This is a genomic window from Chitinophaga sp. (assembly GCF_035538455.1).
Classification (GTDB): Bacteria; Bacteroidota; Bacteroidia; order Chitinophagales; family Chitinophagaceae; genus Chitinophaga.
Map to the genome: position 1 here is coordinate 60,360 of NZ_DATLKJ010000042.1, position 24,322 is coordinate 84,681.

Below are 24,322 nucleotides of genomic sequence, written 5' to 3' on the forward strand. Positions count from 1 at the left end.
TACAACAATTAAAAATCCTATCCTCCGTCACCTGTAGAATTAATTATATCATATGGAATCCTTACTGCTTATATTTACCGGAAAGGTATTTCCTGGTATTAAATTTATTGGGAGCAGCCGTTATCATACAACAATGGATGATACAGCAACTTACCCTCACGGCTATACGCATCGCCATAACTGCGCGCAGGGTTCCCGCGCTGCATATCCGGATTCATCAGCACGATAATACTGCTATTGATAGCAGCGGTATCATCCATCACAGTAAAATCCCTGTACGTTGCCGGAACAACCACCTTGCCCGCTTTATTCTTCACGCCTATCAGTGAATCAGCGGGATTCGTAAAGTAATACAATCGTTCCTGCGCCTGCACGCCAACCATCATCGTCATTAGCGTTACAAAAATGCAAAACTGTTTCTTCATGCTGTTATACTGGTATCTGGCGAAAATAATTTAAAAAACAGATATGCAAACATTTCCCTGATGTAATATCCGGCCGGGACCTCACCTCCCAGATCTTCAGGAATACATCATGCACCGGGTCTTCTGTAAGAGCCGGGTTCTTCGTGAATTTCAAAAGGTAATTGTAAATACCGCCGTGATACTGGAGATAGATAACGGTAAACGCTTCCTCGTTGCCTAAGGCTAATTGTTTCAGTAATTCCTGTTCATTCATTATGCTGCGGAATATCGTGCCATCAGCTACTGTCATCTGATACAGGAATAAATGTAATATTAATTGTCAGAATTTAAATAACAGGGAAAGATGAGTGGGTAACGCGGTCAACAAAAAACCCTCACGCCACGCGTAAGGGTTTCATATCATATGTTCGGGCAGTATTTATTTGGACGAACCTGTGATGCGGTTCAGCTGTTTCTCCATTTTATCAATACGCTGCTGTTGCTGTTCGATAGTTTTCTGCTGCTGTATCAGGTACAATGTCAGTTCTTCAATCTTCTGCATCTGCTGCTTGTTAATCTCAGCAAGGTCAAGACCGTCTTTCGTTACCTCAGCTGCAGACGGGACATCCGGCAGATGGCCATGCGCTTTGATAAAGGCTTCTACTGCAGCAAGTGTTGGCAGTTTATAATCAGGACTAAATACGTAATCGGCCCATGCTGCCTGCGTCACTTTCACTTTGCGGGCGCCAATGGTGCCTTCCACCGCCAGCTTATAAGAACCGGGATTAGTAGTACCGATGCCCACATTTCCACTCCTGGAGGTCTGGTAAGGGGAAGCCAGTATCACATCACCATTAGCCTTGAACGCCAGCGGTGCATAGTAACCGCCGCCCACACGCGTGCAATAAAACTCCAGAGATGTCAGTGCCGTACCGCCACCGGTAAAGTAAGCGTCTTTACGGTGTGAAATGATCCACTGATTAGGATTACCGGTTGGCACGGTAGTTCCTGTTTTCACGGCAAACTGTAAATCCGAATAAGCATTGGCGTCACCATCACTTATCATACTGATGCTATTGCGTGTGGCGCCGAAATCCAGTGTCAGCTTCTGGCCTGGCGTGGCAGTACCTATACCCACATTACCCGTTGCAGGAAAGGTGTTCTGCGCCATAGCGGTACCAGTGGTCAACAAAGTTGCGAGGACAGCCAGATAAAAGGTGTTCGACATTTTCATATGTATGGTTTGTATTTAAAACGGTATAAGGCTAATATCTTCAGAGATTCCACCTGATCCCAGCGGAGATGTTCAGGTGCGAAAGGCTTTCTTTCTGATCTCCTTCCAGCTGCACTTTTGTTCTTCCATAGCCGTCTTCACGCGTGATGCTGCTCAGTTTTCCGGAGATCAGCGACAGTTGTGCACCTGCGGAGAGTCTGCGGGTGATGCGTACATCGTATCCCAGGTCCCAGCCGAATCCCACAGTACCACCAGTGAGCTTTGCCTTTTGAATATGCACCCAGCCGTCGTCATAATAATTCAGATACCCCAGTGATAAATTGGCGTAAAAGAAATTAGTCTGCTTCTTATTATAGAAGCGTGTAGCGAAAGTGGCGGCAAAGAAATTGAATGCCATATTGTCCCCCACGGTCGTGCGCATACGTCCGCTGTTGGGAACGTCCACAAGAAGCACATCGCTTTTTGATGTCTGGAAGCGACTGTACTTGATACCGGCACCTAATGATTCATTAAAATAGTACAATACGTCGGCGCTTACATTGAAACCGGATTTCAGTTTTTTAAAATAGTTCCTGGCTTCTGAGTTAAGGTCTGGCGAGATCTTGGCAAGACGATAACTATAACCGCCATTTATAGCAAAACGGAAGCGGGAATACCCGTTATCAGGCACTTTCCGGGCAGGCTGCTGGGCATAAAGACCATGCACGGTAATGCTCATCAGCAGTATAAGGATACACTTCTTCATATAAGACTGGATTAAAGTATAAAGCTGGCTGTCTTCCGGGTACAATCATAGTTATGCTACAACAGAAAAAATATCATCTACAACAGTTCATAGGTAACCGGGATACGATAATAACAATCCTGCCGGACATTGTCTTATTTTTTTTCAACGCCGGCAGTACATGCCTGAATAATAGGGTATACAGATTGAAAAGTGCAGTGGGTATAATTGTCGAGTATTCTCCCGTTATGAATCCTGAAGCTGGGATTGGTATTTCTCCAGTTGCCCGATTACCTGGTTCAGTTCCCGCTGTTGTTGTTTCATTCTTTTCGGTCTTACAAACAGCCACATATATACGAAAAATGCGAAGACAACCAGGTAAACCAGTCCCACTTTGAGGCCAGACATATGCTGCAATGGTTCATACATATACAAGCCAATGCCTGCACTCAGCAACAGGAAGTATACAGACATAACGGTCCGTGAAGTATACTCCTGTTTTTTCCTGATCCCGATAAGATGGTGAAGGTACTCCCTGTTGGCCAGTGCACAGTTGTGACGGATGAAAAACACCAGCTTCAGTTGATTTACTACCAGGATAACAATTGCCAGGATAGCCAGGCTGATACCGGCTTTGGTAGTGGTGAGCTTCATGCCTGAAGCCCACCAGATATAAATTACGTACAATATGGTTGCAATGAGCAGGATCAGGAGGAGGATGGTTTTCCTTTTTACCTCCTGCTTTACCGCACGTGCCCGGCTTAATGTTTGCGTCATCTCAGGCATGACGGCTTGTTGACGGCCCCACAATGCTTTCAGATCAAATTCGTTCTTCATGCTTTGAAAATTTCGCGGTTAATTTTTCTTTAATCCGGTGGATCTTCACCCTTACATTGGTTTCAGAAATACCGACGATACTGGCAATCTCCGCCTGCTTTACATTTTCTAGTTCCAGGGAAATGATGATGCGGTCTGTTTCCGGCAGCGCTGCGATGCATTTGTACAAAAACGCTGTCTGTGTCTCAATATCCGTACCGGCAGTTTCCGGTATGTCTGTCATCAGTTCCGATTTCGGCAATCGTCTGGCTCGTTCCATCTGTCGCAGACATTGGTTGGTGGCGATACGGAAGATCCAGGTGCCGATCGAAGACTCATTCCTGAATCCGGGTAGTGCTTCCCAGATCTGAACAAAACTGTCCTGTGCTATGTCTCTTGCCCATTCGCCGTCGTTCACAAAGCCCATGCATAAACGAAATACTTTTTGCCAGTATGCTACATATATCTCTTTAAAGTCCATTAAGGTTTTATATAGGTTGCGAGTTGCTGATTATACCAGTCGGTGTCATCGTACATAATAAAGTGTAAACCTTTAGTAGCATACTGTATGGAGGCCCCCTTCAGGTTTCCGTACTGTGCTTCGATCTTTGGCTTGAAAATGGCGAAATTGGCTTCCAGTAATATCAGGCTTGGACATTTAATATTAGCAATTTTTTCTCTCAAATCAGTATTGGAAAAGTCGCAATACATTTCTGCGAATGTTTTACGGTCACTTTTAACGGTCCAGTTGATAATACCGGGTACTCTGGCTGTATCGGCACACAGGCCGGGCATACTCATCTGTTGCATCTGGAGGAACTGTGCATCGCTCACAGTGAGGAACTGGTTCACCATCGGGCTGCAATCGTTCTTTTCCTTCGATTTAAAATTCGGATTTCTCATGGCAACCAGGCAGGGCAATGCATCCACCACCACAATTTTGGAGAACAGTTCCGGATAATCTGCCGCCAGCGCCAGTGCAAGGCCGCCACCCATACTGTGTCCGATAAGAATCGCCCTTTCAATTTTCTGCTCCTTAATATAATCAGCAATACCTTTTTCCCAGTTATTGAAAGAGGCGCCGGGTTGTGCGGGCGTACCGGCAAATCCGGCCATAGTGAGTGTGTAGCATTTATAATTCTTCTCATAGACAGTACGGGTTTCATTCCATACATCACCGGAGCAGGCGAAACCAGGGATAAAGATAATGGCATTTTTCCCTTTGCCGGTGATCTTTACATCAAAAGGATAGGCAGCAGCTTTGCTGCTGCCTGCGAAAGTGATAACAGATATAATAATCAGCGCGGCAAATAAGGTAATCTTTTTCATCTTATAAGGTTTTACTTTTTGTTGATTTTGTCTTTTAGATACGGATGTAATTGAAATGTTACACTCGTTCCCAATTTTTTTTTCAACTGCAAAACCTCTCTTTAAAAATGATACAGGGGATAAGGTTCAGCTTACTCCCTCTTCCCCGTCAGTAACGCATAGACAGCCATCGCATGACCGTGGCCCAGTTCATAGTCCTCTTTCAACCAAGCCACTATCTGTGCCGCCTTTACGCCAGGCATCAGTGCCCCTTTATCTGCCAGCCCCTTCTGCGCGGCCAGCTTTTTGAAGTCTTCCGGGGTTTTGCCCGTTTTCTTCTGAATATTGTCGAGATAAGCCTGAAATGACATCGTTAATTGTTTTTAGGGTAATCGTAATTAAGCATCCATTTGATACCAAAGCGGTCTTCACACATGCCGAAGTAAGCGCCCCAGAAAGTTTTATTCACCGGCATCTCTACCTTCCCTCCTGCGGAAAGCGCGTTAAAAAGCTGATCTACTTCTTCTTCTGAATCAGTATGAATTACGAGATGCACGTTATTTCCCAGCTGCGCCTGTTGCTCCATTGACTCCAGGAAATCGGTAGCCATCAATACTGCACCGCTTTTGGTGGTAAGTATGATATTCATGATTTTGTTGCGCTCATGCGCTGGCATGTTCTCGCTTCCGGGGCCGTCACCGAAACGAACGAATGAAGTGAACTCTCCGCCAAATACGGATTTATAAAAGTTCATCGCTTCTTCGGTATTGCCCATAAAATTAAAGTAGGTGGTAATTGCACGCATAGTTGTACGTTTTACGAATGGTGATATCGCAAAGGTAATGACAGAAATCCATCCCTATGTGTGGCAAATACGGCAACCTTTGGTTGGTATTTGCGTCATCAATTCCATTTACCTTTATGGCTATGATTAACCTATATATACTCACGGTCAGAAATGCCCTGGTAGCCTCTATTGCAGATTGCCAGCATGTATTCTCTATGGTAAATGCCTTCCTGAAAGAAAGGAACAAAGAACCGCTGTTCAACATCCGGCTGGCAGGCATTACAGGAGAAGTGAAGTACAACGGCGACGCATTCCGTATAAAGCCGGACGTGCAACTCAATGCTGTAGACGATGCCAATCTCATCATCATCCCGGCGCTCAGCGGCGACATGACCACCACCGTGATGCTGAACAGGGAATATTGTATCTGGGCTTCCGGGCAATACAAGGAAGGCGCAGAAATAGCCTGTCTTGGCTCAGGCGTTTTCCTGCTGGCTTTCAGCGGTCTGCTGAAAGGCCGGCAATGTACCACCCACTGGAACCACGCCAATGAACTGAAATATTTCTATCCTTCCATTGACGTAGTAGACGAACGGATGATCACTGACCAACATGGCCTGTATTCCAGCGGCGGTGGCAACGCCTACTGGAACCTGCTGCTGCATCTCGTGGAAAAATACGCAGGCAGAGAGCTGGCTATATATACCGCCAAATACTTCGTGATTGACCTGGACAAAAACATTCAGTCGCCGTTCATCGTATTCCACGGACTGAAAGAGCACAACGATGATATCATCAAAGATGCACAGCAATACATAGAGAAACACTATAAAGACAAGCTTGTTGTAGAGGAACTGGCAGACCATTTCAACATGAGCCGCAGAACCTTTGAGCGGCGCTTTAAGAAAGCCACACGCAACACCGTTGCTGAATATGTGCAACGTGTGAAAGTGGAGGGCGCCAAAAAGCAACTGGAAACAGGGAGGAAGTCAATACAGGAAGTCATGCTCAACGTGGGCTATACAGACACCCAGAGCTTCCGCAGCGTATTCAGGCGCATTACAGGTATGACGCCGGTGGAATATAAAAACAAGTACGCCGGGCATATGCTGGCATAAAAACGCAAAGGCTGCGGGAATACAGCCTTTGCGTTGACTATGAAACAAAACCGGATGCTTCACATACTACATAATCAGCACCCTGTCTATCATTCTTGAATAGCTATTTTCTACGGCCGTGAGCCTTCTGCCATGTGCAAACTTCCAGTTGTCCATGATCAGCAGGGTACCCGGATTGAAGGGTACTTCCACCAGGTTGTTGATCACCAGGTTGTCCCAGGTATTGAAGGCCTCCCAGTCTCTTTCAATGGTATCTGAGCGAAAGCGGTAAAACACTTCTTCGTTGAGATGATTCACCAGTTTGCCTTTCAGCGTGCCGCTGCTGCGGTTGGAGGGATGATGGATGTCCAGCACACGGTCAGACAGTTCGGTGCGCTGTGCTTCCGTGAGTTGCAGAAAAGCGGAGTGAATATCAGATACATGCATATGGTTATTTTCAAACCCACTAGCTTGCCGGCAATACAGGATCAGGTAGCGCGGCGGTATTCTCCAGTAGGATTTGTCGTTGTGCAAAGGAACGTCCCTGGTACCCACTTCAGCGCTGGTACGGATCTCCGTAATGTGGTCATTTCCTCTTCCGATAGGAATTACTTCACCGAAGAAATAGGCAATGGACAACAGCGTTTTGGATGGGATATCACCGATGTTGGCAGCAGTGTATCCCTGCGTTTCGAGCGGACCGGTAATATCGTTCAGGATATCGGCTTCTGTGGCTTCAAAGGTAGACATATCCTTATTTAACGTCATAGTTTGCATGATCGAAAGTATTTTTGTGAATCAAATTTTTTTCAAGCAGATCCTGGTAGGTAGGCAGATTATTAAAGCTATATGAAGCACCTGATCTGAGCAGATCAGTGTAGCGCAGGAAATGAAAAGTATATTCTGCCGGCAGAAAGGTAGGCGGAGGCAACAGGAAATTGCCTGTCTGCGCATACAGCCGGCCAAACCAGGCCTGATCAGCAAATTTGGGATGATAATAACGGTCTGTTTCTGCGCTCTCGAGCCCGGTATTGTCGTTACTGAGCCGCAGCGGATGCTCTGCCGCAATATAGTCATCCTCCACGATCTTGCTTACAATCAGCTCCTGATTAGTTTTAAGCGGATCATCTGCAAATTTGAAAGACATCAGGTAGGGTACAGCCATGCCCCCCGCCTCCCGATATGCCTCCAGGGATTCAAACCTCCTCTCAATTTCATGCCTGGAGTCTATAGCGGAAATGGATACACGAAATTCAGCCTTGTTCTTCGCCAGTGTCTGCATCACTTCCGCAGAAGGTTTGGTAAATACTTTTGTGATAATAACCAGCCTGATATTATGTTCCATCAGGATATCCGAGGTGACGGCCAGCAGATCCCATGATTTCTTTGACAACGAGCAATCAGACACCCATCCCTGCCTGAGCCAGCGCTGGTTTACCGGTAGGTTACTGATAGATTCCCGGAATAATGCTTCATCAAAATTATTGATGCGGCGCATCCCGAAATTATGCCCTTTGTTAATCCAGTATTCTGCCGCAGAGCAATTACCATAGCAAATGCTTTTAATGGGCAGGCAACCGGAGTAGATGTCTGTCATGAGATAATCAAAAGGTAATCCTGCCTGTTTCCCGCATAATATATTATAGACGGGCATCTCGGCAAGTGTTTTCTCATCAACAGATTTAAGCGAGGGTCTTTGAAAAGCGAGTGCTTTGCTATCGTCATAATTCAGCAATTGCTCCATAAAAATTCAATTTTAGGATTAAGTAAAAACAGGTATAACTATCGGGTTCACGGGTGGCACACAAACGGGTTCGGCTGTTGTTTTTTTAAACGGAAATTCTTTTCAGTCGGCTAATAGCGTGCTGTTAACAATATCATTTTTCGGACCAGGTTAATTCAAGCAACAGTTATCTGAATATAATGAAAAAAACGGGAGATAGTTTTTTCTTACGGATTAATTCTATGTTATCTGATTCTCTGACCATCGGCAAAACAGGTAACAGCGGGTATTTTAGCAGATATTTTTTTTGTTGGTAACAGATGTTGATCTGTATTGTCTTATTCAGTCTCTTATCTAGTAAATTATTCTGAAGGAGAAAGATTTCCCGTCGGATGATTTTGCGCAAATAACGTTAATTTAAACGTATCATTATCATACCGCAACTACAGCGCACCATGAACAGTACAACCAGATTCACCGACCGGGCAGACAACTACGCCCGCTACCGGCCCGGCTATCCTGCCGAAGCATTAGCGTATCTGAAAGAACAGGTACACCTGCATTCCGATATGATCGTGGCGGATATTGGTTCCGGTACTGGTATCTCTTCTGCCTTATTCCTGGAAAACGGGCATACCGTTTACGGTATAGAGCCCAATGATGCGATGAGAGCAAAATCCATCACGTTGTTGAACCATTATCCAAACTTTCATGGTATAAAAGGTACAGCAGAAAATACCGGACTGAAAGACAGTAGTATAGACATCATCTTCGCAGCACAATCCTTTCACTGGTTCTCACAGCAGGAAGCGAAAGCCGAATTCAGGCGTATCGCCACACCGGACGCATGGATACTGCTGATGTGGAATATCCGCGAACTCAGCTCCCCATTTGCCCAGGCATACGAAAGCCTGCTGAAAAAGTATGGAACCGGCTACCAGGAAGCCGCCAGAGACATGGCTTCGGAAGATAAGAACACCGCATTCTTTAGCCCCTGTAAATTTGAAAAGGTTACTTTCCCCAGTATTCACCGCCTGGATTACGAAGAGCTGAAGGGCCGCCTGTTATCAATTTCCTTTGTGCCTGCTGAACAGGATCCCTGCTCCCAGCCTATGCTGCACGAGCTAACCGAGATTTTTAACCACTACGAAGAAAACGGGCAGGTCAACTTCGGGTATACAACAACGTTATACGCAGCCAGGGCGCATTGTTGAAAGGAGGTTAGCAGTCAGAAGCTAGGCGCCAGCAGCCAGTGCCAATATATCCTTCACTTCCAGTACATGTTTGGGATACCCGGTACGCACGGTATTCATCATGGCCTGCCCTACTTCACGCAATGTGCACCCCCAGCCTATTGCGCGGAACAATGGATACAGCGGGTTGAATACCTTATATAAAGACTTTACATTCTTTTGCTCCGGCAACGGCTTCATTAAAGCAGGCCGGAAGCAATACACACTTTTGAAAGGCAGCTTCATCAGGTCATTTTCTGTTTTTCCCTTTACACGCGCCCACATAATCCGGCCTTTCTCTGTACTATCTGTACTACGTCCGGATACATAACTGAATACCATGCCGGGATTAACCTCTGCCAGCACTTTTGCAAACTGTATGGTGACATCGTAGGTAGCACGACTATACGTTGCTTCATCCATGCCTACAGAACTGATGCCAGCGCAGAAGAAGCAGGCGTCATATTCCTGTAGCAGATCGCGGAACTGCGCCGCGTGCAAAAAATCGAGCATGATCAGCTCTTTCAGTTTGGGATGCGCCAGATCGTAGTGACGGCGGCCCACTAGCAGCACTTCTGCTACGTCGGGCTGTTGCAGGCATTCCAGCAATACGCCTTCTCCCACCATACCGGTGGCGCCGGTTATAATAACTTTCATTGCCATAATAAACCAGTTTTATAACAGCTCCGCGCTATCAATTGCGGCGCTGATGATATCCTTTATCGCCATAAGGCTCCAGTTGCATCATTACAAGTTTCTCCAGGGTTTTGATCTCCTGTTTGGGATCTGCCTGCGGATCATTATTCTCTTTGAGCACCTCCACTATTTCATATACGAAATCCTCCCCGTTCTGGACCTGCCAGTCGTGCTGCAATTCTTCGTTGGCAAAGGAGCCGCCCATCAGCCGTACCCGCAACGAGTTCCAGGCCCTGTCCAGGTCCATACTGCTGCCAATGAATATTTTATTATTGCGGGTATTCCGCAACTGGTATACACCTTTCCTGAATTGCATCTCTCTGTATACCTGCTTCAGTTCCTTCTTTGAGCTCATGATGATTGTTTCAGTTGTTGATCTATAAAATGCCCGGCCTGTTTTGTAAATGCCTCATAGCTGCCGGGATAGCATCTGTTGAGATACAACGTCAGCAGGCCGGTGGTGCCATATAGCAGCGCAGCCCTTTTTTGTGCCACCTCCCTGGCGGAGAACAACTTCTTGTTGATGCAGTGCTGCCATTCAGCTTCACAGAGTTCTTCCAGTAGTGAGGTGACTAACCCACCGGTATTGCCCTGCCTGTCTATTTCAGACAGCTTCTCATTGAAGAAGAGATCAAATACCCCGGGGTACTGGATGAAGTATTCCATGTAAGCTGATATGATGGCCTTCAGTCGCCGGCTGCCGGCAACAGCGCTATGGCTTTTACTGGCAGTGTATGCACTGCATTCTTCCCGAAAATCCTTCACGCAAAGAAATACCAGGTCTTTTGCATCTTTGAAGTAATTATACAGCGTAGCAAAGGAATAGCCTGCCTTATCTGCAATGTTCCTTACGCTGACGCTTTTCAGTCCTTCGCTTTTCAACAGCTCTTTGGTGGCTTCTATAAAGTACCCTCTCACTCGTTGTTCCTGTATCTCCTTTTTACTTAACATGCTGCAAATATATTGAACACTGTTCAAAATCTGAAATACTATTACACTGAAAATAAAAACAGGCGCGATAGTTCGCGCCTGTCAGTAACTTCCCTTAGTTGCCGCAGTATATCAGACAGGGTTATCCACCGGAACGGGCTTGGTATATTTGCCTTTGCGCAACAGCCAGTTTCGCAGCGTTTGCTGTGCCGGCAGCTCAAAGTAATAATAGGCGGCTATGCTCAGCGGGCAAATAATCACCAGAAAGAGGATCAACATAACTGGAGAACGGAATACCTCCCGGCTGTACCCCAGCGCATCAGCCACCACAAGGAACATCAGCTGCAAGGGAAAATGAAGCAGGTAACATGCATAGGAACTGTTGCCAAATGCGTGTAACCGGTGGCTGTCCCTCTTGTAGATAGTGTCATACAACACAAGCGAGAGCACGAGCAGCGGCCCCGCGAAAATGCGCGCAAACATATTCGTCAATATATACGAAATGGATTTCCCTGCTCCCTGAGATGTCTGTACTGTCATATTCATACGCGACAATAACAACGGTCCCAGCTTGAAACCGACCACTACCAATACCGCCGACAGGCAGGTAAGCATCACCACCCGTCTGAACATCTTCCTGTAATCTTCTCTCGAAATAATATACCGGTATATATAATATACAATTCCACCAATGAAAAACTCTGACATCCCACGCCCTATCATGGAGTTAACAGGCTGTATCACAAAACCCGCTACTATCAGCAACGTGAGTACCAGCCAGCTACGGTTACGCTTCCAATAACACAGGCAAAAGAAAATAATATACATCATCACTTCCACAGACACGGTCCACACTGGTCCATTAAAAGAAGGGCCTTTCTCAAATCCCCAGCTGTTGATCAGGAATATATTAAGCAACAGATGCTGTATATCGTTGTTTGTGTAGATAAAATATTCTCCGGTTGTCTTCAGCACCCTATACTGAAGTACTATTACCAACACCAGTGATAGTATGTGCATCGGGTACAGCCGGGAGAATCGCGTAAAGAAAAACACACCGCCGGAAACCTTCCTGGAAGCCACTCTGTCAGCATATAGCCAGAAGAAGATAAATCCCGACATCGTGAAAAAAATATCGACTGCCAGGTAACCATTGATGTAGACGAATGACAGCAACGAATAAAACGGCAATTGCCCCCAGTCAAATGGTATCGGCAGTTTATTACCCGTATAATAGAAATGCTGCCAGTGGTGTATCACCACAATAAGGGCTCCAATACCCCGCACAATGTCCAGGGTGAAGAAATGCTTCGGTTTCTGCAATGTAGGGTTCATGAGAAATATTTAGGGTATGGGTTTCCATATCAGCAGGCATTACGTCTGCTGTAATGACTCTTCACATGACTGAATATAATGGCAGAAATTACGCCACCAGGGTATTCATGTATGGCAGCTAGGGGATTTTCACTATAGGTTATTATCCAACATTCCCTGTAAAAACAGCAGAAAGTATATATTGGTTCAGTCTTTTGAAATTATTTATTTCCGGGGGTTATCTGATAGACCAGGCTTGGTTCCTGTCCGGGTACATCATCCAATGTACCGCTCAGGATCATACCACTCTTGGCAAGCACCTTTATGGAAGCGGCATTCGCTGGTCTCACGATTGCGTGGATCTCCGGCAGCTTCAATGTATACAGGCCGTAGTCAATTGACGCTACCGCCAGTTCGGTAGCAAAGCCCTTTCCCCAGGCCTGCTGCTCAAACCGGTATCCGAGATTTATTCTTTGCGTGTCTCCATACATTTTGTAGGACAGCCCGCCGAAACCAATAATATGATCAGGCGCCTCTTTCGTTGCGATTACCCACACGCCAAAATGATGTGCGTCCCAATGGTCTATCCTCTTTTGCAAGTCACTTTCCGCCGTATCCATATCCGGCACCGGCCCGAAAGGATTATAGAGATTGGTTTCATAAGCGCCATATATCCTGAAGTATTCGTTTACATCCTGCATAAGTGGCGTCCGCAGGAATAATCTTTCTGTGTATATCATCGATTGTCTGTAACCGTTATCCGGTGTTCAAGGTTATATAATGTCATATAGTTTTTAGCATCCACGTGGGGCAGCCTACCTGGCCGCCCTTTCCAGCGCAACATCCAGCGATTCCAGGAAATTGATGTGCCGGCCTTTATTGCTTTCATAAATAAAGTCGCGGATACTTTTTCCCGGGTACTTCGTGAATTCGCCAACGATGGTAAGATGGGCCCTGTAGTTGGAAAATTTCTGCAGGATCTCACCAGCAATACCGGTTTTCAGATCGAAGAATTCCGGTGTAATATTCTTTTCATGGATGATAATCAGGTCGTAATCCTGGTAAGTAAGGTCAACTATGAGCTGAAGGGCTTCCTCCGCATTATTCATCAGTATGGTTTCCGAAATTATCTCTGCGATCCTCTTATTACCTGCCTGGTGTGTTACAATCGTCATAAATTATCTTTATCGCTCAAATGTAACACAAATCTACCATCTGTGGTATATCTCAGGCTGGCGGAGCCGGGGTGAAACATTACCTTTACTACCTCAAAAGCTATCCTGCAATCAATCAAAGCAGACTTTTATGAAAAATTGGTATTATTGATTCCGGAGTAGTGGGTCAAATGTGTGCCAAAGCTTTTAAGCGGGAGGCGTACGAAGTGGCGCACCGCCGCAGAGGAAGCATAATATTTTATAAATAACCACAAAACATCAGCGCAAAGTGCTTACGAAAAGAGGATTGACAGAAGTTATCTATAACAGGGAAAAAATCACCACCGCAGACCGGTATCCGTTCAATATCCCGGCCTTGAAAAAATTATCATCCCTGAAACTGCATCCAAAAGTAACTTATCTGTCTGGAGAGAACGGTATGGGCAAATCCACACTGATAGAAGCTATTGCCGTTGCGGCAGGATTTAATCCTGAAGGGGGTACCAGGAATTTCAATTTTTCTACACGGGCCTCCCACTCTGCATTACATCAATACATCAATATAGCCAGGGCGCCGGTGCGGCATAAGGATGGCTTCTTCCTGAGAAGTGAGAGTTTTTTCAACATCGCCACCAATATTGAGCAGCTGGACGCTGAAGGTGGTGGTGGCGCACCAGTGATTGATAGCTACGGCGGTGTGTCACTGCATGAACAGTCGCATGGGGAATCTTTCTGGGCGCTATTCATGCATCGCTTCTCCGGCAACGGACTGTATATACTGGATGAGCCGGAGGCGGCACTCTCCCCTATGCGCCAGATGTCTATGCTCACCAGGATGCATGAGCTGATACAGCAGGACTCACAATTTATTATCGCCACACACTCCCCGATCGTAATGGCTTATCCCGATGCGGTTATTTACGAAATGACAACAGATGGCATCAGTAAGAGAAATTATACTGAAACAGAAAACTACAGGGTATCCCACCAGTTCATCAACAACTACAAAGGCATGGTGAAGATATTACTGGGAGAAGCCTGAACTTAAGCCTACAGCAACAAACCACGCCGGCCGGCGTGGTTTGCGATTCCTGTGATACAGATCCGAATGGTTTAATCGGGGGAAATCAAACATGGACCTTTCTTAAACATCGTATACCCATAAGCGGTATACTTTTCATATTATCAATCTAAGAAAAATACCTGATCTGGAAAAAACTTCCTGAAAGTACATTTTTCAGACCTGACATCCATTTACACAAGCCACTGTCATATTAGCGCTGCCAGATTGCATAAACATACCCGTAAACTATTCTCCGAAATATTTTTTATTTTATTGAAAACGGACTAAATTAGTGTTGAGACCTGATTGTAACCCGAGAGCATCTGAACTGAGCGCAAATACGAATCACTATTTACAGCAACGAACACTACGCAAATGACGAGAACCGCCACTGGTAACTGGACTACAGTTTACCGGAAGCGATTTATTGTAATCTGAGCACTTATTATTCAATCATTATTATTCAACCATCACCCAAAATCAATTTTCTATGAACAAGAAAAACCTGACCTGCTTCGCGCTTATTGCAGCGGCATTGATCTCCAGCTGCAAGAAATCTGCCGACACATCAGAACCCTCTGCCATCAACTCACCGAAAGCCCATGCGTGTATCGACAAAGGCTCACCAGGCAACGTCACTACTGAAGGCGTGGCGGTGAAATCAACACTCTGGGCCAACGGGAAAAACATTAAGGTTAAGTTCCTGAATGGCAGCAGTTTCCTCAGAGGCAAAGTAATCACCTACGCCAAAGTATGGGAGAGCTACGCCAACATCACTTTTACGTTTGTTGCTGACAATCAGCCCGCTGACCTTAAAGTGAACTTCAGCAACGACCAGAGCTCCTGGTCCTATCTTGGAAAAGATGCACTCACTTACGCTCCCGGAAATGCAGAGTCCATCCACTTCGGCTGGTTCGACAGCAACACCGATGATACAGAGTTTTCAAGAACCGTTACACACGAATTTGGTCATGCAATAGGTCTTGCTCACGAGCAATCCAGTCCTGTAGCCAACATCAGCTGGAACAAACCCGTTGTATACAACTACTATGCCCAGTTCGGATGGAGCAAAGCTGATGTGGATTACAACGTGTTCTATAAATACAGCAAGACAGTCACTCAATACAGTCAGTATGACCCTGCTTCCATCATGCAGTATCCTATTGACCCAAGTTTTACAACCAATGGCTTTTCTGTAGGATGGAACACCGTATTGTCCGCCACTGACAAATCATTCATCGCAAGTGTTTATCCCTAATAACTAACCATTACATACACCCTGACAGAGGCCCTGCATGTGCGGGGCCTCTGTTTTTTCAGTACATCATCTTTGCTTTTTCCTGATTAACTTCAGCAATGTGTTGAAGCAACCTTACCGGTGCCAACGTTACTTTAAATAAATGCACAAAGATGAAACCCATACTTATTCTCATCTGTGGCCTCCTGGTTACCTCCGCAGACGCCCAGACCCGAAGCAGAAACGCCCTTTTCCTCGAGGTACTGGATTCCATCAGAAGCGATTTAAAAATCCCGGCAATGACGGTAGCTGTCATGCAGGACACTACGGTACTACTGGCCGCCGGACTGGGGTTCGCAGATACTCAGCTTCATATCAGCGCTACCCCCACCACCACTTTCCGGGTTGCTTCCATTACCAAAACCTTTGCAGCCACCATCATCCTGCAGCTTGCCGAAGAAGGGAAACTGAACCTTGACGCCCCTGTGTCTGACTACGGCATTGACCTTGGCAACCCGCATATAACAGTTAGGCATATACTGACACATACTTCCGAAGGCGAACCAGGCAGCGGCTTTCAATACAACGGGTACCGGTTCAGTTTTCTGGATAAAATAATCCGCCAGGCGGCAGGCGCTCCTTTCTATCAGCTGCTGATGGAAAGAATCATATTGCCGCTGGGCATGACCTCCACTGCGCCGGGTATTTCCCTGTATAAGTACTTCGGATATATCCGTCAACAAAATGCAGCAGCCCCCTTCTTTGAAAATGCATCAACCCACCTGGCCAAACCCTATGAATCAGATGCATATGGCCATATCAGAGAAACAGACTACCTCGATGAGTTCAGCACTTCCGGCGGCCTGGTCTCCGATGTTACGGATTTGCTTAAATACGCTGCTGCCCTTGACAAACAACAGTTACTAAGCGTCCATTCCCTCACACAGATGTTTACACCTAACAGAACAAAGAATGGCAGTACTACTCCTTATGGTCTCGGATGGTTTATCCAGGAATACAAAGGATTGAAATGCTACTGGCATTATGGTCAGACACAGGCTGAATCGGGATTGTTCGTTAAGATCCCTGGCAGAAAACTGACACTGGCCGTGCTTACCAATAGCATTAACCTCAGTCAGCCTTTCCCCCTGGGTGAAGGAGATCTGCTACTATCGCCGGTTGCGCAGTTGTTCTGGGAGTATTTTATCGATAACGATACCACAGCAGCAACTTATTACCCTGACAGGACAGTCACAGACATAGAGAAAGAAATCAGTCCCCGTACTTCTCCTGAAGACCTGGCGCTGATCAACAGGAAAATAATAACAGCAGCCACTATTTTGCAATTCAAAGGAGATAGCACGAAAACAGCAGCATGCTATCAGCTATATGCAGATCTGAATTTCAAAGCTGTTCCACTCCCCACCACACCTGTTATCACGGCGATCATACATGCCGGCGTTAACCAGGAAATTTCCAGGCGCTTCACACTCAACAAGACCACCCGGATAAAAATCATAGGCACGGGAGAAAACTGTTCCGGCGATTTCAGTTCGTGGTGTGATTATGGATGGATTGAAGACGACCGTGGGAAGGTGGTCTGGGAAATGCAGCGGCAACCGGCGGTTCACGCAGGAGGCGCCATAAAAAACCAACGGGTGCAGGCAGTTATCTCCCTACTCCCAGGTACGTACACACTAAAATACAAATCAGACCGGGCACATGCCTACAACAGCTGGGATGCTTTGCCACCGGACAATTACAACTGGGGTATTACACTCTATAATATGGAACGATGATCTTTCAAATAACAATGCCTGCGCATAACGCAGGCATTTAAATGCTGTAAGGAACAAGATCACTACAAACCTCAGCAGAATTTGCGCGTGCAGAAGAAAAAGCTGGAAACAGGATCACAAGGATTTTCTGTCAGTGGATCAGTCATCTTTCTTCTGATAACACCAGGCTGTTCATTGCTCAGACTGGCAATTGGCTTCTTGTTCAGAACAAGTTTCTGTGGAACAGATTTCTTAATCATCGTGCTTCGAATTATAGAATGGTTAAAATAAGTACTGGCACTTCGGGGTAGGGAGCGACAGTTATCAATAGAAAGGTACTACAAAATCAATTGCAATTCATCCCATAAAACAGGGATTTTCTTATCGGTCAGTACCTGTCTGACGGACGATTTTTTTGATCAGGGAAATCTGTCCGAGATGATAATGGGTATGTTCCGTTACCCCAAGCAGATTCCGGTAATAGTTGCCGTATTTGGGATCTGCAAAATCGTTCTGCAGCTGTGTATCATCCAGTTCTTCGATCATTGCTGCAAGTTGTGCGGCTTCTGTCATGGTTTTGTTCACCAGTGCCTGCCACTCTTCTTCAAAAGAAAGCGGCGCAAGATCGAAGCTGTATTTATCGTGTGCATCAAGCGGACTTCCGTGCATCACTTTCAGGATAGCACTTACGTAGTAGTTAATATGAAACACCAGCACTGCAATGGTATTGAGGTCATACACCTTTGTGGTGGCCTCTTTCCAGGTGATGTCAACCAGGGTGTCTTTCAGGTTTACGCTGGTCCAGTTACCACCGGTGTGCACATCTCTGAAGTGTTTTGCGATCTGTTTGGTTGAAGTATTCATAGGTCAATACATTGAATATCTGTTACACAATATCTAAAATCCTGTTAAATCCTGCAACAGATTTTTCAGCATTAAACCATTGGCCCTTATCTCCAGTCTACAGATTATAAAAACAAAAAGACATGAAGCAAGTCATCTTATTCTCAGCACTGATTGCTGCCACACTGTCTGCAGCAGCACAGACACGGACTCCTGTTATCCACGAAAGACAACAGCGCCAACAGCAACGCATCGCCAATGGTGTGAAATCCGGTCAGTTGACTGCCCGCGAAACAGCGCGTCTCGAAAACAGGGAAACAAAGCTGCAACAAGATAAAAGACTGGCTAAATCAGACGGCGTAGTTACACACCAGGAAAGACAGGAATTAAGACGCGAGGAAAACCGTGACAGCCGCGCGATATACGAACAAAAACACGATGCCAACATAAGGCACTAAGCAGCATATAAAGAGAGGCTGGTCAGGAACTTTATGTTCCCGGCCAGCCTTGTTAATTAAAATGCACACCGAAGTGGTTACCCTCAGCTTACATGGATGGTCGGATCCCATCTGAAATAGCCAAACGGCAGTTGGTTTTCACCGTTTTTATCAAGTTCATAGAGCGCAAACGTAATCTTGTAGGCTTCGTCACCCCCCTCTTTAACAGTTGTGCTATAAGCATAGAAATCACCCACCACTCTCTGTGCAGGAAGTCCATGGTAATTGCCCGGGCCTTCATCATCTATCTGTGGAGCAGCAGCTCCTTTTATCTTCACTTCTATCTGGTCAAAATGGTTGAATAATCTGGCAGAACTGTTGGGTGTAATATCATACACAATAACAGAATCCTGCGAGTTAGCATACATGGACATTCCATGGAAACGCACAATATCACCTGGAATGGCATAAAATTCCAGGTCAGCGGTTCCTTGTTTCTGTACAGGTTGGCGGCTTCCTGCGCAATACATAAATTCAAAGCTGTGATCGATGTCTGTTGGAGACTTGGGATCCTGACTGGGCTTCTTTTGCGGGGTGCTACTGTTATAATACTCTTTCAGTTTGTCGGTGTCAATAAGCACCAGCACATCGATAACCTGGTTTACATTTTTTAGTACCTGTGGGTCGTTTGAGGTTGTTGTTTTAACACTCGTGGTCATAGCATATAGTTTTTAAAAATTACACCTACTCTGTTATGGCTTTTCGGTATCCGCCATTTAAGAAGTTTATTGGAAAAAAGATGGTGAAGTTATAGGTCAGACCATGAGCCAGTCTGAAGAATAGAGGAGCCATTCAGCAGGATATTCCCGCCGTAAATTCCTTAAGGGTTCAAGGATGACGGCCATACGCACAAAGGTTTCCTATTACCCAATAGGCATTGCGGGCGGCTGTCTGCCAAAGCATGAGTTTTCTTGTATGTTTAATTGGTGTACCGGTCATACGCTGTTGCCTTAGGAAGGCAATCGCGTTCTGGAGTTATGGTTATTTTGAGTGAATAAATAAAACGATCGATTAAGCTGATACTGATAGAAACTTAAGGCGTATAGATAACAGCGATGAAGTAGTTTTTGTTCCGGCTAATTTTTCTCTGCAAATACAAATGCTGCATGGCAATGCTACTTTATATCCTGTTACCGTCCTTCTTACAATGCATGTAAATAACTCTCTGCAATTCTTGCGTATTGATGTAAAAGTACAAAGAAGCGCATACCAATTGCAGGGTACTTTCCCCGGGGGATATATCACGGCCTGAAAACATTTCGATGAACGGTCATACAGTACTGACTTTAATAACTATCTTCAGTTTCGTAAACACCTCAATGATCTTATCCCCTTATGTTATTCAATCTTCTTCAAATGAAAAAACTACTGCTGGCTTTACTCCTGTTACTGCCACTTACATTTTATGCGCAAACACCCGCCGGTCAGGATCTGGCACTTGTGGGCGCCCGCATATACACCTCTCCGGGAACGTCCCCCATAGAACAGGGCGTTGTTGTGATCCACAATGGAAAGATCACCGCCGCAGGTGATGTAAAGCAGGTAAAAGTACCGGCCCGGGCAAAGGTAATAGATTGCAAAGGGCTGATACTAATGGCCGGCTTCTGGAACTGTCACGTACATTTCATGGGACCTCAATGGTTCCATGCTGATACCACTCCGGCAGAAGAACTCAGTAAGCATATGGACGAGATGATCAACAAATATGGCTTTACGCATGTATTTGACCTGGCCACGCTTGACTTTCCCAACCTGAATGCATTGCGGGCGCGTGTTGCATCCGGCGAAGTAAGGGGTCCTGCTATCCTTGCTGTAGGAACACCTTTCGTACCACCACATGGAAGCCCGTTCTATGTGCGCCCCGTGATGCTCACGGAAATAGGCGTACCTGCTGAGGCTGCAGCCTTTGTGACCAAACAGTTACAGGCCGGTGCAGATGGCATCAAGGTATGGTCTGCCTCTCCCGATGGGCATGGCATTGTACCCATGCCACTGGATGTACTGAAAGCAGCCACCACCACTGCACATAAATTAAACAAGCCTGTATTTGCCCACCCCACCAGCGATACCGGCTTACGTATAGCTATGACTGGTGGCGTGGATATATTGACGCACGTAGCGCCGGATGGCTATCTTCCCTGGACTAAAAAAGACGTAGCGGAAATGAAACGCCACAAAATGGCTGTAATTCCTACGCTCAAGCTTTTCAAATGGGAGCTGGAGCGCAACAAAGTAAACGTGGATGACAACCCGCTGATGGCAACCGCCTTGCAGCAACTCAGCATCTATCTCAAAGAAGGCGGCGAAATTCTCTTCGGCACCGATGTCGGCTATGTCACAGATTATTCCACCTCAGGTGAATTTGCATTCCTCTCCCAGGCAGGCATGAACTTTAACCAGATACTTACCGCCCTGACCACAGCACCGGCAAAGCGCTTCGGTATGGCCCAACACAGTGGCCGCATCGCCACCGGCATGGATGCCGACATCGTGCTACTGAAAGCAGATCCCCATACAGACATCAGGCATTTTGCTGATGTAGCCTACACAATCCGCAACGGGAAAATCACTTATAACAGCGCGCAATAAAACGCTTTTATTCAGATGCGTGCACAGCAATATATTTGTTGTGCACGCATTTTTATTTTACTCCAATTTCATTATCTTTAGTAATACATATTGAATCTGTAATATAGATACCCGGTAACAGTGAACCTTACCCTTTATTGTTTTCATTAACTTATTGAAGTGAACAGTGATATTGTAGCATGAGAATACATTTCCACGATTGTATCTGTAAAACCGTTTATACCATTATCGTTCTATTAACCATTTAAATCGAGTTCTGTATGAGAAGAAAAATCCTGTATTTCTGTATGACATGTTGCATTCCTGTTGGTTTACTCATGAACACAAGTTGCCGTAAAAGTGCTGTCGAACAATTACCCGGCAAAGATGCTTCATCAAAGACGCCACGCACTGAGCTGATCACAGACAGTATTATCGTTGTCAACGAAGTACCTTCCGGCTCTAAAGAAGCCACCCGCCTGCAACAAGGCAACCCGGCATCAGACTTCACACCTACCGGTTTTTACCTTGCCCCCAATGACACCCTCAACGTATACGTAGAGCAGATTACTGGTACAAGGCTTCCTTCTGTGCTGATAGGCACCTATTCCAGGTACGTCAATAAATGGGACCCTACCACCTACAAACTACAGGCAGGTAACAACAACATCACCGACCAACTGGGGGGTCTCATTTACATTCGCTACAACACGGACGCCACTCCGGGAGCCAGTGCCCGTATCACCTTCAGGAAAGGGAAGAAACCTGTTCCCTATTTCGTACTTGGTAAAACTACGCATGCCGATTGGCTCAATATGCTGAATCAATACACCGACGTTCCGGATGTGCAACTGGTAGGTAAGCGCGTAATCATTGTTGCCTCACGCGCCAAAGCGCTCGCCTACAAAGACGAAGACCAGCAACAGGTTGTAACCCTCGCCGACCGGATTATCAATATTGAGGATTCACTCAGCGGCCTGGGAGCCCCTACAGAGCGGGATCGCGTAAATGTTCACAAATACCTGATGACAGAAACAGATAAAACCGATACCTATATGGCGGCCACCTGGTATCGTACCTGGTATCATACGAACGTAACCAACGTACTGCTGACTGTAGACGGTATCCGCTCCTGGGGCCCCTGGCACGAACTGGGACATATGCACCAGCAAGGCCCGATGAGATGGAGCACCCTCGGCGAAGTAACTGTAAATATCTACAGCCTTGCCGTAGAACGCACCTTCGGCATCACACCTTCCCGTCTGCGCAAAGATGGCGTATGGCCCAAAGTAGAAACATTCCTCGCACTGCCGGATACATCCAGGGATTATAATGGCAGCAAAGCAGATGTATGGGTGAGACTCGCCATGTTCCACCAGTTGTGGCTCGCATTCGGCGACAGCTTCTATCACCAGATACACCAACGCATACGTGACGAGAAGCCCACCGCCAGCACGGACGCAGACAAGATGCGCTACTTCATGCTTACTTCCAGTAAGCTGTCCGGCAAAAACCTGAGCGGCTTCTTCCGCAAGTGGGGCTTTAAAGTACCTGCATCTGTATATACCGAAATAAATAATCTCAATCTCCCCGCCCCTGCAACTGATCTGACCACCTTACAGGATTAAGGAATAAGTTTTAGGAATTAGGTTTTAGCCTTTAGTGTTGTATACTAAAGGCTAAAACCTAATTCCTAATTTTTCACAGGCTCCTCAAATTTATGATGACATGCGTATGCGTACAACGCGTCAAAGCTTTCGAGAACATTGACTTCAGCAACATCATGCGGTTCGCTTGCGTCTTTAGGCTTATAGAAGTAGTGAAGTGGTCCGGTAAAATAAGAAGTCATGTATGCACTAGCCTTCTGGTAGTATGCATATTCCAAGGCATTCATTTCCTCTATTGCAGGAGGTGTGTCTACCATATTACAGGGCAAGCCCAGGGCATTCGCCATATAAGGCAACATATAACCTATGGGCGTCGGATACGAACTTACAATATTGTACTGGCGTACATCATCACAACTGTAGAGCGCGACAATTACTCTCGCCGCATAATCTACCGGTATTATGTTAAGTGCTATTTCAGGATTGGATACAACCCTGAACTGTTTTACGTTATCGATACTGTTTGCATTTTCATTCTTCAGCCACTTATACAGGAATCTTCCGAAATCATAAAACACATTAAACTGCGATATGTAATATAGAGGTTCATCTATCAGCCGGCCGCAGATAGCAGCGGGTCGCAGAACCTGCCAATTGATATTTTTCCGTTTACACCAGGTAGCCACACTGTGCTCCGTCATTCTCTTTAAATATTCATAATGATTCCGGTATGGCTGGCCGCCGGGGAATGGCTCCACCTCTCCTTCTTTGGAAACTGTAATATAATCATCGTTGATCTCACCTTCCCGCAGACCACAGGCATAAGTGGTTCCTATGTAAATAAATCTGCGTATTAATGTGCCCAGGCGTCGCAACAACCACATCGTGGTCTGATAATTCTCATGGTATACTTCCTGTAAAGACCTGTCGTCATTGGTTAATCTCGTGCAACCGGCAGCATGGATCACATACAGGTTGGTGTAATTACGCAAGACAACCCGATGATCCCCTGTCAGCTTATCGATAGCTGTACTTATTATTGTGATGAAGGATAACAGGAACGCTACAGGGTACTCATCAAGGTAGCGTGGCCTGAAATGATTGAACAGCAGGGATCGTACTCTTTCTTCCGCTGTGCCGGTAGCATCTGGTCTTACAATGAGGATGATATGCCCTTCTTTTTCACCGCTGGCATACAATCTTAGTAATTCATAGAGGATGTGGCGGCCGAGAATTCCGGTAACGCCTGTGAGCAGTACATTTTCCATAGAACAGTTTATTAATGGTTATTGAAGACCGTTAAGCATTTA

29 protein-coding genes are annotated in these 24,322 nt (G+C 45.9%); 8 read left to right on the forward strand and 21 right to left on the reverse strand.

Going from position 1 to position 24,322, the window contains the following annotated elements; all coding sequences use genetic code 11:
• Positions 1 to 104 precede the first annotated feature (104 nt).
• The 9 genes from VM802_RS05090 to VM802_RS05130 form a co-directional block, all read right to left on the reverse strand.
• Complete coding sequence (locus VM802_RS05090; protein WP_325528656.1) at positions 105 to 425, reverse strand: hypothetical protein; 321 nt, start codon at positions 423 to 425, stop codon at positions 105 to 107.
• 4 nt (positions 426 to 429) lie between these two features.
• On the reverse strand, positions 430 to 714 hold the full coding sequence (locus VM802_RS05095) for an RNA polymerase sigma factor (RefSeq protein ID WP_325528658.1): 285 nt from the start codon (positions 712 to 714) through the stop codon (positions 430 to 432).
• A 129-nt stretch (positions 715 to 843) separates the two neighbouring features.
• Positions 844 to 1,638, reverse strand: a complete 795-nt coding sequence (locus VM802_RS05100; RefSeq protein ID WP_325528660.1) for a hypothetical protein — start codon at positions 1,636 to 1,638, stop codon at positions 844 to 846.
• A gap of 40 nt (positions 1,639 to 1,678) precedes the next feature.
• On the reverse strand, positions 1,679 to 2,383 hold the full coding sequence (locus VM802_RS05105; protein ID WP_325528662.1) for a hypothetical protein: 705 nt from the start codon (positions 2,381 to 2,383) through the stop codon (positions 1,679 to 1,681).
• 225 nt (positions 2,384 to 2,608) lie between these two features.
• The gene (locus VM802_RS05110) at positions 2,609 to 3,199 is read right to left on the reverse strand and encodes a hypothetical protein (protein WP_325528664.1); all 591 of its coding nucleotides are present in this window, start codon (positions 3,197 to 3,199) and stop codon (positions 2,609 to 2,611) included.
• The gene (locus VM802_RS05115; protein WP_325528666.1) at positions 3,183 to 3,659 is read right to left on the reverse strand and encodes an RNA polymerase sigma factor; all 477 of its coding nucleotides are present in this window, start codon (positions 3,657 to 3,659) and stop codon (positions 3,183 to 3,185) included. The genes VM802_RS05110 and VM802_RS05115 overlap by 17 nt, the downstream gene beginning before the upstream one ends.
• Positions 3,659 to 4,507, reverse strand: a complete 849-nt coding sequence (locus VM802_RS05120; protein WP_325528668.1) for an alpha/beta fold hydrolase — start codon at positions 4,505 to 4,507, stop codon at positions 3,659 to 3,661. Before VM802_RS05120 ends, VM802_RS05115 begins: the two co-directional genes overlap by 1 nt.
• A 131-nt stretch (positions 4,508 to 4,638) precedes the next feature.
• Entirely contained in the window at positions 4,639 to 4,857 is a 219-nt protein-coding gene (locus VM802_RS05125) for a DUF4287 domain-containing protein (RefSeq protein ID WP_325528670.1), read from the reverse strand.
• Positions 4,858 to 4,859: 2 nt separating this feature from the next.
• Complete coding sequence (locus VM802_RS05130; protein ID WP_325528672.1) at positions 4,860 to 5,291, reverse strand: VOC family protein; 432 nt, start codon at positions 5,289 to 5,291, stop codon at positions 4,860 to 4,862.
• 122 nt (positions 5,292 to 5,413) lie between these two features.
• On the opposite strand from VM802_RS05130, the gene VM802_RS05135 reads away from it, so the two are divergent.
• Positions 5,414 to 6,391: a GlxA family transcriptional regulator gene (locus VM802_RS05135; RefSeq protein WP_325528674.1), complete on the forward strand. Its 978-nt coding sequence runs from the start codon at positions 5,414 to 5,416 to the stop codon at positions 6,389 to 6,391.
• Between the two features lie 66 nt (positions 6,392 to 6,457).
• Here the strand turns inward: VM802_RS05135 and VM802_RS05140 are convergent, their stop codons facing one another.
• Together VM802_RS05140 and VM802_RS05145 are read right to left on the reverse strand one after the other, a co-directional pair.
• A complete protein-coding gene (locus tag VM802_RS05140; RefSeq protein ID WP_325528676.1) occupies positions 6,458 to 7,147 on the reverse strand; it encodes a TauD/TfdA family dioxygenase in 690 nt (229 codons plus the stop codon).
• On the reverse strand, positions 7,125 to 8,114 hold the full coding sequence (locus VM802_RS05145; protein WP_325528678.1) for a hypothetical protein: 990 nt from the start codon (positions 8,112 to 8,114) through the stop codon (positions 7,125 to 7,127). Before VM802_RS05145 ends, VM802_RS05140 begins: the two co-directional genes overlap by 23 nt.
• Positions 8,115 to 8,548: 434 nt before the next feature.
• Here VM802_RS05145 and VM802_RS05150 point away from each other — a divergent pair, with 434 nt between their 5' ends.
• The gene (locus VM802_RS05150; protein ID WP_325528680.1) at positions 8,549 to 9,307 is read left to right on the forward strand and encodes a class I SAM-dependent methyltransferase; all 759 of its coding nucleotides are present in this window, start codon (positions 8,549 to 8,551) and stop codon (positions 9,305 to 9,307) included.
• A gap of 21 nt (positions 9,308 to 9,328) precedes the next feature.
• Here VM802_RS05150 and VM802_RS05155 read toward each other — a convergent pair whose 3' ends face one another.
• From VM802_RS05155 to VM802_RS05180, 6 genes are all read right to left on the reverse strand, one after another.
• A complete protein-coding gene (locus tag VM802_RS05155; protein WP_325528682.1) occupies positions 9,329 to 9,982 on the reverse strand; it encodes an NAD-dependent epimerase/dehydratase family protein in 654 nt (217 codons plus the stop codon).
• A 37-nt stretch (positions 9,983 to 10,019) separates the two neighbouring features.
• A complete protein-coding gene (locus tag VM802_RS05160; protein ID WP_325528684.1) occupies positions 10,020 to 10,376 on the reverse strand; it encodes a GIY-YIG nuclease family protein in 357 nt (118 codons plus the stop codon).
• The gene (locus VM802_RS05165; protein WP_325528686.1) at positions 10,373 to 10,972 is read right to left on the reverse strand and encodes a TetR/AcrR family transcriptional regulator; all 600 of its coding nucleotides are present in this window, start codon (positions 10,970 to 10,972) and stop codon (positions 10,373 to 10,375) included. Before VM802_RS05165 ends, VM802_RS05160 begins: the two co-directional genes overlap by 4 nt.
• 111 nt (positions 10,973 to 11,083) lie before the next feature.
• Positions 11,084 to 12,286: an acyltransferase family protein gene (locus tag VM802_RS05170; protein WP_325528688.1), complete on the reverse strand. Its 1,203-nt coding sequence runs from the start codon at positions 12,284 to 12,286 to the stop codon at positions 11,084 to 11,086.
• A 200-nt stretch (positions 12,287 to 12,486) separates the two neighbouring features.
• Entirely contained in the window at positions 12,487 to 13,005 is a 519-nt protein-coding gene (locus VM802_RS05175; protein ID WP_325528690.1) for a GNAT family N-acetyltransferase, read from the reverse strand.
• Between the two features lie 75 nt (positions 13,006 to 13,080).
• Positions 13,081 to 13,440, reverse strand: a complete 360-nt coding sequence (locus VM802_RS05180; RefSeq protein ID WP_325528692.1) for a DUF4180 domain-containing protein — start codon at positions 13,438 to 13,440, stop codon at positions 13,081 to 13,083.
• A 268-nt stretch (positions 13,441 to 13,708) separates the two neighbouring features.
• Between VM802_RS05180 and VM802_RS05185 the strand changes: the two genes are divergently transcribed.
• The 3 genes from VM802_RS05185 (at position 13,709) to VM802_RS05195 (ending at position 17,518) form a co-directional block, all read left to right on the forward strand.
• Positions 13,709 to 14,461: an AAA family ATPase gene (locus tag VM802_RS05185; protein ID WP_325528694.1), complete on the forward strand. Its 753-nt coding sequence runs from the start codon at positions 13,709 to 13,711 to the stop codon at positions 14,459 to 14,461.
• A gap of 511 nt (positions 14,462 to 14,972) precedes the next feature.
• Complete coding sequence (locus VM802_RS05190) at positions 14,973 to 15,740, forward strand: M12 family metallopeptidase (RefSeq protein WP_325528695.1); 768 nt, start codon at positions 14,973 to 14,975, stop codon at positions 15,738 to 15,740.
• A gap of 152 nt (positions 15,741 to 15,892) precedes the next feature.
• Entirely contained in the window at positions 15,893 to 17,518 is a 1,626-nt protein-coding gene (locus VM802_RS05195) for a serine hydrolase domain-containing protein (protein ID WP_325528696.1), read from the forward strand.
• A gap of 71 nt (positions 17,519 to 17,589) precedes the next feature.
• Here the strand turns inward: VM802_RS05195 and VM802_RS05200 are convergent, their stop codons facing one another.
• Together VM802_RS05200 and VM802_RS05205 are read right to left on the reverse strand one after the other, a co-directional pair.
• Positions 17,590 to 17,757, reverse strand: coding sequence for a class I lanthipeptide (locus VM802_RS05200; RefSeq protein WP_325528698.1), 168 nt, complete (start codon positions 17,755 to 17,757; stop codon positions 17,590 to 17,592).
• Positions 17,758 to 17,878: 121 nt separating this feature from the next.
• Positions 17,879 to 18,361 carry a DinB family protein gene (locus VM802_RS05205; protein WP_325528700.1) on the reverse strand — a complete coding sequence of 161 codons (483 nt, stop codon included), beginning with the start codon at positions 18,359 to 18,361 and terminating at the stop codon, positions 17,879 to 17,881.
• Between the two features lie 122 nt (positions 18,362 to 18,483).
• Between VM802_RS05205 and VM802_RS05210 the strand changes: the two genes are divergently transcribed.
• On the forward strand, positions 18,484 to 18,798 hold the full coding sequence (locus VM802_RS05210; protein WP_325528702.1) for a hypothetical protein: 315 nt from the start codon (positions 18,484 to 18,486) through the stop codon (positions 18,796 to 18,798).
• An 83-nt stretch (positions 18,799 to 18,881) separates the two neighbouring features.
• On the opposite strand, the gene VM802_RS05215 is transcribed toward VM802_RS05210, so the two are convergent.
• Positions 18,882 to 19,496 (reverse strand): inclusion body family protein, encoded by a 615-nt coding sequence (locus VM802_RS05215; RefSeq protein ID WP_325528704.1) that lies wholly within the window; start codon positions 19,494 to 19,496, stop codon positions 18,882 to 18,884.
• A 697-nt stretch (positions 19,497 to 20,193) separates the two neighbouring features.
• On the opposite strand from VM802_RS05215, the gene VM802_RS05220 reads away from it, so the two are divergent.
• Together VM802_RS05220 and VM802_RS05225 are read left to right on the forward strand one after the other, a co-directional pair.
• The gene (locus tag VM802_RS05220; RefSeq protein ID WP_325528706.1) at positions 20,194 to 21,426 is read left to right on the forward strand and encodes an amidohydrolase family protein; all 1,233 of its coding nucleotides are present in this window, start codon (positions 20,194 to 20,196) and stop codon (positions 21,424 to 21,426) included.
• Positions 21,427 to 21,686: 260 nt separating this feature from the next.
• Positions 21,687 to 23,033, forward strand: a complete 1,347-nt coding sequence (locus VM802_RS05225; RefSeq protein ID WP_325528708.1) for a M60 family metallopeptidase — start codon at positions 21,687 to 21,689, stop codon at positions 23,031 to 23,033.
• A 65-nt stretch (positions 23,034 to 23,098) separates the two neighbouring features.
• Here the strand turns inward: VM802_RS05225 and VM802_RS05230 are convergent, their stop codons facing one another.
• The gene (locus tag VM802_RS05230) at positions 23,099 to 24,280 is read right to left on the reverse strand and encodes an SDR family oxidoreductase (protein ID WP_325528710.1); all 1,182 of its coding nucleotides are present in this window, start codon (positions 24,278 to 24,280) and stop codon (positions 23,099 to 23,101) included.
• Positions 24,281 to 24,322: the final 42 nt, after the last annotated feature.